A 16,532-nucleotide genomic window follows, 5' to 3' on the forward strand; every position below is an offset into this window, starting at 1 on the left:
CGGCCGCGACCGTCCCGGCCTGGTCTGCTTCGTTCCCGGCGCTCTCGTTCCCGGCGCTCTCGATCCCGGCGCTGTCAATCACAGGGCTCTCAATTCCAACATTTGTCAACGTAAACCGACGAGTTCATCCTAGAGACCGCGCAGAACGCGACGCAACGCCTTGCCGCGCCTGGTCGGAACGAGGCTCGTCGCCGCTTCAGCCGCTTCAGCCGCTTCAGCCGCTTCAGCCGCTACCGGCGCCACGGCGGCCGTCCGCCACCGCGCTGTCGGAGCGTGGACTTCAGTCGCCGAAGCGGACCCCCGCGACGTTCGCCGCGAAGGTCTCGGCGTGCCCGGCGACCGCGTCAGCGTGTCCCTGTAGTGCGGTCGCATGCGACGCCAGCGCCTCGGGCATGATGCTGAAGCTCGCGCCGACCGAGCCGCCGCCGCCCGCGGACACCCCCAGCGCGCCTTCCAGGCCCTTGAACACCAGGCCGCCCAGGGCCCGCTCGACGACCTGCTCGAGCGGGCCGACCGCCGCTTCGATCACCTGGCCGATGATCTGCTGCTCCAACTGCTGGATGAGGGCGTTGATCAGCTTCTTGCCGGCTTCGATCACCAGCGCCTCGGCCGCTTCGGCGGCGCCGAAGGTGAGCACGGCCGCGGCCTGGTCGGCGACGAAGGATGCGACGAGGGCGACCAGTTCCGCGATCGCCGCGACCTTCGCCGCCACGATCGCGTCCGCCGCCACGTCAAGCGCGGTGGCCACCACGTGGCAGGATTCGACCAGTTCCTTCATGTGGTCGTTCGACATGCGCGCCCAGGTCTCGACCAGCTGCTCGTAGGAGTTGCCGGTGTAGGCCGAGCTCATCTGCTGGATCGTCGAGGTCGCGGCCTGGTGCGTGCTGTCCAGGTTGGTCGCGAAGTCGCGCACGTGGCCGGCGAAGGCCCGCACCTGGTCCTCGTCGACGTTCGGCCACTGCACGCCGATCAGGTTGAGGAACCATACGACCTCGCCGGGCAGTTCGATGCTCATTCCGATGCCCCGTCCCCTCGTCCGAAAGCTTCAGCTGGTGAGTCTTCCAGAGCCGGTGAACCAGTGTCCAGACAACCTGCACGCCGGCCGCGGGCGAAGCGGCCGCCGCACCCGGGCGAAGCGGCGGGACGCGGCGGGACGCGGCGCCACATGAAACGCCGTCGCTTGGGTAACAGATGCCGTCCCGACGCAGGCCGGGTACCGGAGCCAGGAGGTAGCAATGCCCTACGCCCGCAGCTATCCACATCGCAGAAGGCTGTTCGCGAGTCACCACTACCGTCGCCGGAACAGTCGTAGATATAGCCGCCGATACAGTCGCCGGGGTGGTCTTTCGCGAGACTTGACGCTGCTGCTCCTCGCGGCTGTTGTGCTCTTCGTGATCGCCCTGATGTCCGGGCACTGATTCAGGAAGCGTGTCGGCGTCAGCAGGCACCCGACCCGCACCAGCATCAGCACAGCAGGCGTGGTCATGTCGTGGCGCATCCACCCGCTCCGGTTCGGCGAACGTAAACGGATTCAGCCGTCTGCGACATCGCCGTCCAACCGCCGCGCGCGGGCCAGCGCGACCTCGGCTTTCACCGTCTCGGTCGTGATACGCAGACCGTCCACCGTGCGTTGCAGGGCTCTCATATGGCCGGTAAGCCTGGCCTCATACTCCCTCACGACGCGCAGTTGGCCGTTGGTACCGCGTTCGCTGACCGGGCTGCCGGGTGCGAGCCTGCCGAGTAGGTCGCCGCTCGGCCCGCACCGGGTGCGAGCGAAGCCGGGCGCGTCGAGCACGTCACGGTTTCCCGACAGTTCAGAGTTGGTCGAAGTAGGAGCGGATGACGTCGGCGATCAGCTTTCGGCGCTCTGCCAGGAACTGCGGGTACGTGCTTGCGCTGACCGTGCCGAGCGTCGCCGGGATGGCGTTCTCGATCAGGTTGCGCTCGAGGTCCGCAGCGTCCGTGATCTGTCCGAGGGTGAGATGGCCCGACTCGATCTGAGCGGCCACGTCGGCCATGTACTGAGTCGGAGGCTTGTTGCCGATGCTGATGTTGATCGACGTCTCGGTCAGTGCGAGATTGGCGACCTGGTTGTAGTCGGCCCGGTCCGGAAAGCCGTTCTTCCGCAGGTAGTCCTTCGGGACGATGTGGTGGATGTCCCCGGAATGTTCGTGCATGGCGGCCACGGTGATGCTCCTGGAGAGGAATCCGCGCACTTTGGTGGCGACCTGCGCGGCGAGGAACGTCTGAAAGTACGGGCTGGCGTTGCTGGTGGTCTCAAGAGCCGCCGGTAGCGCGACGTCCCAGAACCCGTCGGTCAGGTCCGATTCCTCGATCTGTTTCAGATAGGCGGCGGCGCCCACTGATCCGATCCGCCGGATGTCCTGCTCCCAGGTCGACTCGAAGCTTCCGGAGTGCCGTCCGGTCAGCATCGACATCACGAACCAGCGCCGGACGATGTGCTGGCGGTCGCCCTCCGAGAGTGTGTTGTCCGCGCGCAGACGCAGGTAAAGCGCGTAAGCGAAGTTGAGGGCGTTCTTGGAACCGATCATGTCGGCGGTGATGAAGCCGGCCGACTTGATGATCATGATGAAGTTCTCGAACTGGTACTTCTTCACGATCTCGAGCAGCGCGGATTCGAGCTTGCCGTAGGCGTCCGGGATCCGGGCTTCGTCGACCTTGCGGGTCTCGGGGTCCCTGCCGGACAGTTCACTGACGATCGAGGACGCCTTGCCTCGGCTGAAGCCAAGAAGCCCGGCGACGCGGATGATGTCGCTGAATGCGGGATCGTACAGATCCTCGGCGTCGTCCTTCAGCCACGCGATGGCCTTCAGGTACGTCGTGGCTGCGAACTCGGCGTCGTTCTCCTGGATGTCGGAGTAAGCGTGTGGAGCGACGGCCAGATGACAGAAGTAGTCGATGAGCTTACGCAGGTTGCGGCCGCGTTCGCCGTAGGTCGCGATCTTGCTCATGGCGAAATCGGCGCTGCTCAGTGGCACGCCCTTGGAGTTGATGCGGATGAAGATCTCGGCGACTGTTTCGACGTCGAGGTCGCCGTTGAGCGAGATGATGCCGATCTGCGCGTTCTTGATGCTTACCAGACGAGTGATGTTGGTCTCGACCGCCACGCGGTCGACGTGCGAGTTGGCCTCGAAGTAGGCCCTGACGAAACCGAAGATCGCGGTCGTGTTGAACAGTTCACTGATATCGGAGATCCACTCCGGGTTCTTGGCGATCACCGGAGTCAGTGTCGCGAACTGCTCGGTGACGGGGTTGAACGCGATGATGATGCGCACTGACTTGTAGCGCTTGTTGACGACCTTCAGACCGGCTACCGCGGCGCGAAGCGCGGTGATGCGCTGCTGGCCGTCGATCAGGATCTGCTGATGCGCCGCGACCTGGCCCCCTTTGAGGTGTGCTCCGACGGACTGCCACGTGATCAGGTAGCCGACCGGATAGCCTTTGTACAGCGAGTCCATGAGGTCGCGAACCTTGATGCTGTCCCACACGAAGGGACGCTGAAGCTCGGGGATGGCGATCCTGTCGTCTTTGACATCTGCCAAAAGACTCTCGACGGCCTTCTGCGTCACGTCGTACTTCGCCATGCTCTCCTCGTTCCTTACTCGACAACGGGCCGCAGCGGCCGCGATGAGTCGCCTGCGACGCCGTACTTCGTCGTGGTCGTGCTCGTCGGAAGGGATCTCGAAGACTCGCGGAGACTCCGTCTCGGTGTCCTCGGCCGGAACTTCGATCCGAATCAACATTCGTACCACGAGCCCTCATGGCAGAACCGCGATGAACGCCGCCCTACGGGTGCTCACGCGGCAGTGTCCCACCGTTTGCGTGTCGAGAAGCCGCGCATGCGAAAGCTTTGAGGCGAAGACGGTTACCCCGAGCTATACGAGCAGCCCAGGATTCCAGGTGTGCCCGATAGGCTGGTGAGCATGGTGCAGGACGAGCCGGCCGTGCGGTATTTCGCCCTTATCAGTGACGGCGGAACGGCCGATGACGCGACTGGACTCGTGCGCCGTACCCACACCCGTCCGGTACCGACCGACGAGGCCATTGGCAACGATCTCGACTGGCACCCGACCGAGTACTTGTACCTCTACTGGTTGGGGCACAACGACCAGGCCCACGTCGAGGTCAGCGCCGAGTTCGCCGCCCAATTGGTCCAGCGCTGGCGCGCGAAGGCAGCCGAACACCGCAGCTGACCTGGCGAACCGGGCGCCTTCCCGACGGGGAAGACGCCCGGCCCCTGTTGACTCACACGCTCCGCGGCGCGTTCAACTGCGCAGCACCTGCGTCAAGACGCCCTCAGCGCCATCGGTCGATACCTGACCGTGCCCGTCGTGGCCGGAGGCGCGGCCGTGTTGATCAGGTACTGCTGGGCGAGTTGCTGGTAGTAGGCCGTGCTCGGCAGGACGTTGCCGTTCGAATCCGTCCACAGATACGCCGGGTTGACCGTTGTTCCCGCGTCGGTGCCGGTGCTGCTGAGGGCCGCGGCGAAGTCGATCACTCCGTCCGCGTTGCCGGCCGCGTAGCTGTCGGACGTGCCGAGAATCCAGTTATTGACATACTCGCGCACCTGTTCCTGCGCGGCGGTCAGGCCCGTGTTCGAGTTCGCGCCCGGGTCTGGCGGGATGGTGGCGATGTATACCGTCAGCAGGCCGGCCAAGTTGTTGATGTTGACGCTGTAGTCGGTCACGTCATCGGTGTAGTAGTGCCGGACCTGCTGGCTGAGTGCGGCCAGTTTGTTCTCGATGTCGCCCGCGGTGTCCCCGGCGAGGATGTCGGCGGTCCCGGTGGAGATCAGGACGGTGCGTACGTTCGCGTTGTCGAGGATGTAGCGGTCCGCCGGGTTCATCGCGTTGAGTGGTGAGTACTGATTCGAGGAACCGGACAGCGCGGGCAGCAGGTTGTTGCCCGCCGTCCAACTGTTCTGGCCCTCGTTCAGCACGCCGTAGGGCACGGTGCCGTTGTTCTGGCTCTGGTTCGCGAGCGCGGCCGCGATGTCGTCGGACAGGTGGCTCTTGCCGTTCCCGGCCGCCGTGTCGGAGTTGATCGTCTGGTCTCCGAACAGCACCAGCGATCCGGAGGTGGCCCCCGGGGCGAGCACGTCCACGCCGGTGAGGTAGGGCTGGTAGGACATGGTCACCGTGTAGTTGGTCGCCGCGGTGTCGGTGGTGTGGTCGCCGGTGTTCTGCGCCGTGGCGTACGAGGTGGTCTGTGCCGCCGCGTGTGCCGGGCTGTTGTTGACCGTGCCGCCCAGGTCGATGCTCACCAGCAGCGTCGACTGCTGCGGGACGGTGAGCGTGACCGGGTCGCTGACGATCTCGCCGCCGGCGGGCAGCGTGATGCTCGCGTTGTTGTTGAACGTCACCGGGACCGGCGCTGCTGAGGCGTTCGCCCCGCCCGCGGTGGGGTCCTGGAGCGCGACCGACACGTGCAGGAAGGACGCGGCCGCCGTGCCGAGTGCGTTGGACAAATGCAGGCGCACCTTGCCGCCGCTGGACCCATTGCCCACGGTGACGGTGACCGGCAGCCGCAGGGTCTGGTTGACCCAGGTGCCCATGGTCGAATCCTGTTTCGCCGCGAAGCTGCCGGTCCAGTTGGATGACAGCGAACTGTCGGTGTAGGACGAGGCGCGGATGCCGATGCCCATGATGTGCAGTGCCGCCACTCCGGGCAGGGTCTTGTTCGTCACCACCGGAAGCGAGATCGAAGTGATCGCCTGTCCCGGGCAGACGAGCGGGACGCTGATGGCGTAGAACTTCGGCGCCTTGGTGTCCTGGCCGGCTCCGGGCAGGTTGCGGTGCGGGAACGTGATGTCCGCCGCCGAGGCCGGACCGCTGACCCAGTCCGGGACCTGGTCGAGGGTGTACGCCTGGGCGCTCGACTGGCCGCACGTCCCGGCGTAGGTGATCTGGCCGGTCGCGCCGGTCACCGCGCCCATGGTGCCGAAGGCCAGGAACTCGACCGCGTTGCCGGTGTTCGCGTAACCGCTGGACGGCACGGTGACGGTCTGCCCGGAGGAAAGGATGTTGTCGCCGGTGCCCACAGCGTAGGCGGGCACGTACATCGGCGCGCCGTTGACGGTGATCGGGTTGTGCGTGGTCGAGGTGCTGGCGTTCCAACCGGCGGCGGCCAGATCCCCAGCCGAGAAGCTGTTGCCGTAGCCGTCCGCGTCGGCGGCGCCGTGGTTGCTGTCCGAGCTGATCGCGATGTTGTTCAGGCAGTTGGTCAGGTTGTTGATGGCGCAGGTGGCGCTCATCGGGGCGAGCCGCAGCGCGTCGATCCCGGCCTGGTAGCCGCCCGAGGCGGCGTTCTTGCCGGTGATCGTCAGCGTCACCGTGTGCAGGCCCGCGGACAGTTGCACCGGGTTGCCGTTGTTGTCCTTGACGGTGCCGAAGTCCTGGTAGCGGGTCGTGACGTGGCTGCTGGACGCGTCGAAGCCGGACAGCAGCGGCGAGTACGCGTTCGTTGACTGGTCCAGCGTCAGGTTGTACTTGCCGTAGTCGCCGGATTGGGTCAGGTTCGCACCGAAGTCCCAGTACCCGGCCTTCGGCAGGTAGAAGCTGAGGGTGGCCGAGTCGCCGACGGCGACGCTGCCGCTGCCGTTGGCGAGCATGGCCTGCTTGCCGTCCGCGAAGACGATGTAGCAGCAATTGGACTGGGCGATGATCGAGGCGCCGGCCGTGACGGTGGCGGTGGCGGCGGGGACCGTGACGGTGTTGCCGTTGCATGTGTTGATTGCGCAGCCGTTGACGAGCTGGTCACCGTACACGTAGACCGGCGATGTGAGCCCGGCGTAGAACAGGTACGTGGTCTCGGCCGAGGTGTTGGCTGCTTGGTCCACGGCCTTGACGAACAGGCGATGCGGTCCGACGGTCAGCGGCGCGAAGGAGACCGTGGCGGGCCCACCGACCGATACGGCTGCGGCCCAGTAGGTCTTGGCGGGGGTGATGGTGCCCCCGCTCCAGGTCGGGGGAAGCGAGGCCGGGTTGTAAACCGTGGTGCCCAGGTCGTTGTCGAGGGCGAACATGTACCCGGAGACGTTGTCCGTACCGTTCACGGTCATGGTGAATGACCCGGTGTCGGTGTAGGCGGCGCCGAACTGGTTCGCCGGGAACTGCGGCGACTCGACGCCGGGAGCCTGAGGAGTGGAGGTGTCGACAGTGAACAACTGCCACGGCGACCAGCCCGACCACTGCCCACCGTCTTGGCTTTCGGTCACGCCGCGCCACGCATAGGTGCCGTCCGGCAGGTTGCCGGAGTAGGTGTAGGCGCCGCCGGTGGCGGTGTAGGAGGTGAACAGGGAGTTGGCCACGTTGGTGGTGTTGGTGCCGTTGGCCCAGTTCCAGATCTCGTAGCCGCTGCGCACGTTCTCGCCGTCGGTGTCGCCGCCGAGCGCGCTCATGGTGACGTAGCCGGAGGTGGCGAAGAACGTGCCGCTGTTCGTGATGCCGGGCGTCGTGGTGTAGGTGCCGGACAGGTACGGGGCACGGAAGTACGTGATCGAGATGGTCGCGCCGCCCCCTGAGGCGAACTGCTTCCACTGGGAGTTGTCGCTCTCGTTGGGGGCGCGCACCACGAAGGTGATGTCGGGCCAGTCGCCTGAGGCGGCCGACTGGGCGGCGTCGAGCATGTTGAAGGCGAGCGTGCCGGGGCTGACGGTGCCTGAGCTGGTCTCGTAGCTGGTCCGTTCGTCCTGCTTGACGTTCGGGAGGGGCTGGTTGGACCAGTTCAGGTCGGCCGAGTTCCAGCCGTTGTTGACTGGGCGGGTGCAGTCGTACAGATCCACAGGTGTGGCTGACGAGGACGCGGCCCAGTCGTCGTTGATGTACATGGTCGCGGCGGTCACGGTGGCCCCGCCGATGCCGCTGGTGCCGGTTGAGCCGCCGGTGTTCATGTTGTAGAAGGTGCGGGCCACCTCCCCGGCGCCACCCGGCCAGTTGTCGTAGCCGACTCGCGGGTGGTCGCCGGTAGCGGTGGAGGTGGAGTCGTAGATATTCCAGCCGTTGGAGGAGACGCGGGCCCAATGCAACTGGCTGGGGTTACCGGACCAGGCCGGGTCGATGTACACCGGGTACTTCGTGTCGGAGGCGCCGAGCAGCGTCCGGTCCGGGGTGAGCGTCTCGCTGCCGGTCGCGGCCGCGACCTGGACGCGGGCCACGTGATCGCCCGAGTTCGGGGCGGTGGCCGCCGAACTCTTGAGGGTTGAACCCGTGGCGGCCGTCGCGGCCGATGCGGGCGCGCCGTTGGCGCCCGCCGAGTCCCACATGGTGGCGGTGTCGGTGTGGAAGACGGTCGTCCCGGAAGCGTCCGTGGCCGCGGCGCCACCGTCCTGCGTGCTTGACAGGTTCACGCCGACGGCCTTCACGGCGAGTGTCAGCGTGTCGAGCGTCGGGTTGGCTGCCGCGGCCGCGCTGTGAACCACGAGCAGTTGGCTGAAGCCGCCTGCGTTCGCGGTCAGTTGCAGGTCCACTTCGGGCAGCACGTCCGGGTACGTCGCGGTGGCGCCGGAGAGCGTCGGGGCGGGCAGCGCGCTGGGAAAGGTGAACGACAGTGTGCTCGTGCCCTGCGTCAGCGTGGCCATGGGGCCGTCGCCGCCGTCGGAGAATGCCACGCCGGTGGCGGTCGCTGCCGGGCGGATGGTTCCGTCGGTCCGCACGGACAGGGTGGTGTCGATGGGTACCCACGCGCCGTTCTGCTTCGTGCGCACGGGCGCGGAGGTCTGCGTCCGGGTGAGGGAACCGTCCGGGTTGGCGGTGACCAGCGTGCCTGTGTCGGTCTCAGCGTCCACGGTCACCGGCGAACCCGTCGTCTTGGCCTTGGCCGAGGCAGCGGTTTCCGCAGCGATCACCGTCGGGTCCACCTGCGTGGCCGGGAAGTCGGGCGGTGTCGGCGCGGCGGTGTCGGCGCGCGCCACGCCCGCGCCCGCCGTGATCGTGCCGGCGACCAGCGCGGCTGCGAGCAGGACGGCGCTGACGCGCGTCCGTGCTGGATTCGCTGTCAGTTGAGTGCGGGTTCGTCGATGTGCGTGCATGGACCGATCAGGCCCCTTCCCTCCCCGGCGCGGCACCCCGTGGCGCCCTTGGCCGCCATTCTTGCCAGCACCGCCGACAGCGGCCATGACGGGAAGCCGCCATCGACGGCTGATATGCCTGGTTTGATCATAGATTCGCTCTATATCAGGCTACTGCCTTTATGGAAACGTTATTGATTTCTCACGAGTCACTCGCCTACCTTGTGCTCTGGATGCGGTATCGCAGGGGGGCGATTCACCTCCACCCGCATCGGGGCTGGGAGGGGAACTCATCGTGCAGTTCTACCGGAGGGCGCGTCGGCGCTCTGGCCGACGACTCGTTCGCGTTTCAGCTCTGTCCTGCGCGTTCACCCTCGCGGTCACGCTGACCGCCGGTGCGGCGCAAGCCATGCCCGCGCCGGCGGCGAAGAGCATTCCCGCGCCACCACCGATCCCGGCCGAGAAACAGATCCCTTACTCGTTGCAGAGTCCGGGTAAAGCCAGGGCACTGCCGTCGTTCCCGAAATTCGACCCGACGGTCGACTCCAGGCTGCCTGCCGCGGGCTCCGCCACGGTGGACCTGAACGCCGCCACGCCGGCACCTAGGGCCGACGGGGCGTTCCGCACACCGTCAACGAACTCTGCGATCGCGCCCAAGCGGGCGGGGACGCTGCCCGTACTGGTCGGCCGGCCCGCCGCCGGCGCGAAGTCCACGGCGCCATCCGGCCCGTCCCGGGTCGCCGTGACGCTGACCGATCAGAAGAGCGCGCAGGCCGCCGGTATCCACGGGATCCTGTTCACGCTCGCGGTGGCGCCCGGGTCCACCGGCACCGGGCCGGTGACCGTGTCGGTGGATGATTCGACGTTCTCTGCGGCGTTCGGCGGGGACTACGCCGCGCGCCTGCACCTGGTGCGCCTGCCCTCCTGCGCCCTGACCACACCCCGACTGGCCGCCTGCCAGGTCCAGACCCCGATCGCCGCGTTGGGCCGCGACCCGCTCAGCGCCCGCATCGACCTCGGCGCACATGCCACGGTGAAGTCGCACACGACGGCGGTGGCCGCACACCCGATTCCCGCCGCATCCCCCGGCGCGGTGGTGCTGGGCCTGACATCAGGCAGCAGCGGACCGTCCGGCACCTACGCCGCCACGCCGCTCTCGCCGGCGGGCACGTGGTCGATGGGAGGAAACACCGGCTCGTTCGACTACTCCTACCCGATCCAGGTGCCGGCTGCGATCGGGGGCGGGGCGCCGAACGTGGACCTGTCCTATGACTCCTCCAGCCAGGACGGGCGCACCGAGGGCACGAACAACCAGTCCTCGTGGATCGGCGACGGCTGGAGTTCGACCGAGAGCTACGTCGAGCGCAGCTACGAGAACTGCTCGGACGAAACGACGAGCGGAGCGCCCCAGTACTCCGGTGACGAGTGCTGGGCCGGGCAGGTGCTCACCCTCTCACTCAACGGCGAATCGACCCAGATCGTCTACGATGCCGGCGCCAAGACCTTCCGTCCCGTCAACGACTCGTCGACCACGAAGATCGAGCAGCTGACCAACTGCACGAACGGCACGTACAACAACGAGTGCTGGCGGGTGACAGAGAACGGCACCCAGTACTATTTCGGCCTGAACCGCTTGCCCGGCTGGGCTTCCGGCGACACTGCCTCGCAGTCCGCCTGGACGGTGCCGGTCTACTGCGGTCCCGACGTTCCGACCTGCACCTCCAGCAACTTCGCCAGTTCCTCGAAGTTGATGGGCTGGCGCTGGAATCTGGACTACGTCGTCGACGTGCATGACAATGCAGCGGCCTACTACTACACCGCCGAGCTCAACAACTACGGCGCGGACATGCAGACCACGCCGGTCAAGTACACCCGCGGCGGGTACCTGAACCGGATCGACTACGGCATGACCGCCTCGACGGTCTATTCCACCGCCGCGCCGGAGCGGATCGTCTTCAACACCGCCGAGCGCTGCATCCCGGGCACGCCGAGCGGCAATACGTGCGCTGATTCGCAGTTCACCGTGGCGGACGCCTCCTACTGGCCGGACGTGCCTATCGACCAGGACTGCTGGACGCTGAACACCTCCTCCTGCCCGAACCACGGCCCGACCTTCTGGTCCCGCAAGCGCCTTACCTCGATCGTCACCCAGGTCCAGGTCGGCGGCGCCACCAAGCAGGCCGACGAGTACGACTTCACCCAGACCTTCCCGGACGGCGGTGACCACGCGCCGACCCTGTGGCTGGACTCGATCCTGCACACGGGCCTGGACACCACCGCCGGCGCCACGACGAGCGTCCCTGACCCGCCGGTCTCCTTCGACCCGCCGCTGCAACTGCCCAACCGGGTCGGCACGATCCCGAGCGTGCCGGTGATGTACCACGACCGGATCCACGACATCAAAACCGAGACCGGTGCCAAGATCACGGTGTCGTATAACCCGACCACGTGCACCACATCCAACGTACCGTCGGATCCGTCCACGAACACGATGCCGTGCTTCCCGGTGTACTGGACGCCCTACGGGGCGGCCGGCCCCGAGCTCGACTGGTTCCAGAAGTACACGGTGCAACAGGTAGAGACCCAGGACCAGAACAACACCAATCCGGACGGCAGCTATCCGGACCTGCTGACCACGTATAAATATGACGGCGGCGCCGCCTGGCATTACGACGACAACGAGGTCGTCAAATCAAAGAACCGCACCTACGGGCAGTTTCGCGGCTACGCGACCGTGGAGACGGTCACCGGCAACCCGAACGTCTTCCATCTGACCAACGGCACGAAGGTCTACGACCAGCAGTCGCTGACTAAGACCACGTATCTGCGCGGCATGGATTCCGATACGCCGACCGGTACCGGCGGTACCGCCGTGACTGTCACGTCGCTGGACGGCAAGTACTCGGTCACTGACAGCAACGCCCTGGCGGGTAAGCCCTTCGAGACTGACACCTACACCGACGCCACCGGCACGACTCTCTACTCCGCCGCGGTCAACGCTCCGACGATCATCGGTCCGACCGCGACGCGCACCCGCACCGGACTGCCGCCGCTCACGGCCCAGATGGTGCGCACCGCGAACACCTACACGCGCACCGCCGTCTCCTACAGCCCCGGCTGGCGGTACACCGAGACCGACGACTTCTACAACACCACCCTCGGCACGGCCACCACCGGCAACCCGATCCAGGCGGATGACCGCGGCGAGATCGCCGACCCGCACAACATCCCCAAGTGCACCTGGACCCGCTACATCGAGAGCGCCGACGGGACGCTCGTGCTGCCGGCCGAAGTCATCACCAACGCCCAGGACTGCACCGCCGCCGGCGCCACCCCGACCGGCCCGCTGATCTCCGACGCGCGTACCTCGTACGACAGCAACGCGTTCACGTGGGACGGGACGAGCCCCGCCGGAACCGCGCCCACCAAGGGCGACGTGACTGCGACTGAGCAGGCGGTCGGTCCGACCGGCGCGGTGACGGCCTCGGCGTTCGTGACGATGGCCACCAGCAGTTACGACACGTACGGCCGCGTCATCTCCGTCACGCGGACCCCGAACTCCTCCGCCCCGAACGGCAGCTCGCTCGCGCAGATCACCACCACGAGTTACTCCCCGGCCAGTGGCGCACTGCCGACCCAGGTGCAGACGCAGACCCAGGTGACGCCCGGCGCGAGCATGAACCCGTGCACCGCCCCCGCCTGCCAGAGCGCCACCACCACGATGGACCCGGTGCGCGCCCTGCCCACCGAGAAGATCGACGCCGCGGGCCTGAAGACCGACTACACCTACGACGCGCTCGGCCGGGTGACCGCGGTATGGCTGCCCAACGAGGCCAAGTCCGCAGGCATGTCGGCGAACTACACCTATTCCTATACGCTCTCGCAGACCGCCCCCGAGGTCGTCACGACCAACCGGCTGCTGGAGAGCGGTGGCTACGTCTCCTCCGAAACTCTCTACGACGCGATGCTGCGCACCCGCGAAACCCAGCAGACCTCGGAGAACTCAAGCAACACCGTGTCGGACACCCAGTACAACTCGCTGGGCAAGCCGGTGCTCACCGAGAACGCCTACAACGTCGCGGGCAGCCCGAGTACCGTGCTGGTGACCAACGTGCCGCAAGGCAGCATCCCCGACGCCAGCGTCACCGACTACGACGCCATGGCCCGCCCGGATCTGGCGACCGAGGAGCATGACGGGGCGAAGAGCTGGACGACGACCACCGCCTACGCGGGCGACCACACCACCGTCATCCCGCCCTCGGGCGGCATGACCCAGACCACGTACACCGACGCCCGTGGCCAGACCAGCGAACTGGACCAGTACACCTCCGCGCCCACGCTCTCCGGCACCGCGCAGTCGGGATTCACCGTCACCGGCGGCACCACAAACGTGACGAAGTACACGTACACGGCCTCCGCCAAGCAGGCCACCGTCACCGGCCCCGACAGTAAGGTGTGGTCGTTCACCTACGACCTTTCCGGCCGCAAGACCCAGCAGAGCGACCCCGACGCCGGCGCGAGCACCCACGCGTACGACGACGCGGGCAACCTGGTGTCAACCACCGACTCGCGCGGCATCGAACTCGACTACACCTACGACCTGCTCGGCCGCAAACTCACCGCGACCGACAAGCACGCCGCCGGATTCGAATACGCCTCATGGCTCTACGACACCCTCCAGGTCGGCAAGCTGACCTCCTCCACCCGGTACGTGTCGGGCGTCACCGGCGGCTACACCGTGGCGAGCACCGGATACACGAGCCTTGGCAAACCCGTCGGTACGACGATCACACTGCCGAGTGTCGAGTCGCCCCTGCCCACCACATACACCACCACTTACTCCTACTCGACCAACGACCAGCTGATGACCGGGCAGACCGACCCGCGCACCGTCGGGCTCAGCGGGGAGGCGCTGACCTACGGCGTCGACACGCTCGGCAACCCCGTCGACACCTCCAGCGGCAGCTGGACGTACGTGACCGGGACCGTCTACACGAACTACGGCGAACCCTCTCGGCTCACTCTCGGCCCGTCCACCAACCCCGCGTATGTGACCTACACGTACGACGATGAGACCCGCCGCCTCACTGACGTGCTGACCAGCCGCACCCAGGCGCCCGGCCCCACGGTCGACGACACCTCCTACACCTACGACCCGGCCGGCAACCCGACGTCCACCACCGATAAGCAGTCGGAGACCGGCAATACGGTCACCGACACCCAGTGCTACCAGTACAACCCGCTCGACGAGCTGACCCGGGCATGGACCGACACCGCCGGCGTCAACTCGGCCGGCGTCGGCGGCGTCGGTGGCTGCAAGACCACCACCCCGTCCTCGGCGACGCTCGCCACCGGCACAGCCGCGTACTGGCAGTCCTATGCCTACGACGCGACCGGCGACCGGCGCACCGAGACCGATCACACCGCCACCACCTCCACCACGACCACGTACACCAACGGCGGGACGCCCTCCGCGAGCTGCGCCAACACGTCGGTCCAGCCGCACGCGCTGACCTCGGTTTCGACCGGCACCGCGACCACGAGCTTCTGCTACGACAAGCTCGGCGACACCGTCTCGCGTACCCCGTCCACCGGTAGCGCCCAGACCCTCGCCTGGGATGACGAGGACCACCTGCAGTCCGTGACCCAGAGCACGAACATCACCGGCTACCTCTACGACGCGGACGGCAACCAGCTGATCCGCCGCGACCCCGGGCAGACCACCCTGTTCGCCGGGGACACCGAGATCGTCGTCAACACCGCCGTCACCCCGCACACGCTGCTCGGCGCCGTGCGCAGCTACCACATCGGCGGCACCGGCCCCGTCATCGCCGTGCGGTCCTCGCTGCCCGGCAAGAGCGGCGTCGACTACCAGCTGACCGACTCGCACGCCACCGCCACCCTGGAGATGGACACCAACACCCAGGCCGTCTCCCGCACCCAATACGCCCCCTACGGACAGGTCCGGGGCACCGCGAGCAGCAGCTGGATCGACCCCACCCGCGGCTACCTCGGCCAGCCCGCCGACACCAGCACCGGCTACACCGACCTCGGCGCCCGCAAGTACGACCCCACCCTCGGCCGCTTCATCAGCATCGACCCCGTCCTGGAAACCGGTGACTCGCGACAGCTCGGCGGCTACACCTACGCCGCCGACAACCCCAGTACCGGTGCCGACCCCAACGGCCTGCGCGCTATGGGCGACGCACCCGGCAGCTCCTGCGACTGGAACGGCGACTGCTCGTCACCGAGCGCGTCGGGCAGTCCCGGCCAGGACGTCGAAGTGGGCGGCGGTGTGTTCGTCAACACGAACAACGCACACTTCTACCAGCTCCAGAACTGGGGCATCCGCATCGCGTTCGGCACGCACGAGGTCTCAGGCAGCCAGACGGTCCGGACGCAGGAGGCCATGCGCGACTGGCTCGGCCTGTGCACCGCGCACTCGGACGTGTGCGGGCAGACCATGCTCGCCGCCCTCCAAGCCCAGGTCAAGGCGATCGGAACTTTCGACGTCGGAACCGGCGGTAGCGACCCGCTGCTCGTCAGCGCGTCCGGCGGGGCGACGCTGCTGCGCGGCGCCGACACCACCAAGGGCGACGAGTACGCCGCCGCATTGGGCGCCCAAGCCTATGGCGAAGACCCGCGAGCCATCGCCATGCTGCATGCCGGCATCGCGCTCGCGTTCGAGTCCGGCTACGAATACCTCAGCGCAAAAGCCGGTGCGGGCGGCTACGCGCGGGGCGGCGGGAGCTGCGCAAACTCGTTCATCGGCACAACCCTCGTCCTGATGGCCGACGGTTCAAGCAAGCCGATCGATCAGATCCACGTCGGCGACAAGATCTCCAACGCGCAACCCGGTGCACCGTTCGGCGCCAAGGACGAAACCCACATCGTCACCGCCGTGCACATCACCTACACCGACCGCGACTACACCGACGTCACAGTCTCATCCGCCCACGGCACGTTCTCCGCCACCGGCAACGCCGGACTCGGCGACGCGGTCGTGCCTGCGCTCGGCACCGCGACCATCACGGGCACGGCGCACCACCTCTACTGGGACGCGACCACCCGCTCCTGGACCGAGGCGGACCGACTGCGCGCCGGCGATCAGCTGCAAACCACCAACGGCCACACCGTCACGATCCTCGCGATACACGACTACACCACCACCACCGTCACCTACAACCTCACCATCGACAGCCTCCACACGTACTATGTCGAGGCGGGGTCAACCCCTGTACTCGTTCACAATGCCGGGCCGGGCTGCGGGACGGGTCGGTCATTGTGGCAGTTGACCAAGGATGGCGCTTCTGCAATGAAGCGCGGCGGCCCGTTTAACACAACCTTCTATAAGAGTGCATCGGATGGTACCTGGTGCAATGCCACTTAGCTTGATGATCTAGGCTGCGAGCTGCAGGGATGTCGGCTGGGACGGCGCGCGGACCGGTTCGGGTATCAGGGGTTTGAGGTTGACGAGGTCTATGGTGGGCGGCCCGGCGTGGCG

6 protein-coding genes are annotated in these 16,532 nt (G+C 67.0%); 2 read left to right on the plus strand and 4 right to left on the minus strand.

The window, feature by feature from the left end:
* Positions 1 to 280: 280 nt before the first annotated feature.
* The 3 genes from KGA66_RS09730 to KGA66_RS09740 all read right to left on the minus strand — a co-directional run bounded on the left by KGA66_RS09730 (position 281) and on the right by KGA66_RS09740 (position 3,605).
* Positions 281 to 1,015, minus strand: coding sequence for a WXG100-like domain-containing protein (locus KGA66_RS09730; RefSeq protein ID WP_211466918.1), 735 nt, complete (start codon positions 1,013 to 1,015; stop codon positions 281 to 283).
* A gap of 516 nt (positions 1,016 to 1,531) precedes the next feature.
* Positions 1,532 to 1,795 carry a hypothetical protein gene (locus tag KGA66_RS09735; RefSeq protein ID WP_211466920.1) on the minus strand — a complete coding sequence of 88 codons (264 nt, stop codon included), beginning with the start codon at positions 1,793 to 1,795 and terminating at the stop codon, positions 1,532 to 1,534.
* 19 nt (positions 1,796 to 1,814) lie between these two features.
* Positions 1,815 to 3,605: a GmrSD restriction endonuclease domain-containing protein gene (locus KGA66_RS09740; protein WP_211466922.1), complete on the minus strand. Its 1,791-nt coding sequence runs from the start codon at positions 3,603 to 3,605 to the stop codon at positions 1,815 to 1,817.
* Between the two features lie 339 nt (positions 3,606 to 3,944).
* Between KGA66_RS09740 and KGA66_RS09745 the strand changes: the two genes are divergently transcribed.
* Complete coding sequence (locus tag KGA66_RS09745; protein WP_211466924.1) at positions 3,945 to 4,214, plus strand: hypothetical protein; 270 nt, start codon at positions 3,945 to 3,947, stop codon at positions 4,212 to 4,214.
* A 92-nt stretch (positions 4,215 to 4,306) separates the two neighbouring features.
* Here the strand turns inward: KGA66_RS09745 and KGA66_RS09750 are convergent, their stop codons facing one another.
* On the minus strand, positions 4,307 to 9,049 hold the full coding sequence (locus tag KGA66_RS09750) for a hypothetical protein (protein WP_211466926.1): 4,743 nt from the start codon (positions 9,047 to 9,049) through the stop codon (positions 4,307 to 4,309).
* 388 nt (positions 9,050 to 9,437) lie between these two features.
* Between KGA66_RS09750 and KGA66_RS09755 the strand changes: the two genes are divergently transcribed.
* Positions 9,438 to 16,418, plus strand: a complete 6,981-nt coding sequence (locus KGA66_RS09755) for an RHS repeat-associated core domain-containing protein (RefSeq protein WP_211466928.1) — start codon at positions 9,438 to 9,440, stop codon at positions 16,416 to 16,418.
* Positions 16,419 to 16,532: the final 114 nt, after the last annotated feature.

Source organism: Actinocrinis puniceicyclus, assembly GCF_018283645.1.
GTDB lineage: Bacteria > Actinomycetota > Actinomycetes > Streptomycetales > Catenulisporaceae > Actinocrinis > Actinocrinis puniceicyclus.

Excerpts from the sequence above, each read along its gene's own strand:
- KGA66_RS09730 (WP_211466918.1), bottom strand. The coding sequence starts at position 1,015 with ATGAGCATCGAACTGCCCGGCGAGGTCGTATGGTTCCTCAACCTGATC.
- KGA66_RS09745 (WP_211466924.1), top strand. The coding sequence starts at position 3,945 with ATGGTGCAGGACGAGCCGGCCGTGCGGTATTTCGCCCTTATCAGTGAC.
- KGA66_RS09740 (WP_211466922.1), bottom strand. The coding sequence starts at position 3,605 with ATGGCGAAGTACGACGTGACGCAGAAGGCCGTCGAGAGTCTTTTGGCA.
- KGA66_RS09750 (WP_211466926.1), bottom strand. The coding sequence starts at position 9,049 with ATGCACGCACATCGACGAACCCGCACTCAACTGACAGCGAATCCAGCA.
- KGA66_RS09755 (WP_211466928.1), top strand. The coding sequence starts at position 9,438 with ATGCCCGCGCCGGCGGCGAAGAGCATTCCCGCGCCACCACCGATCCCG.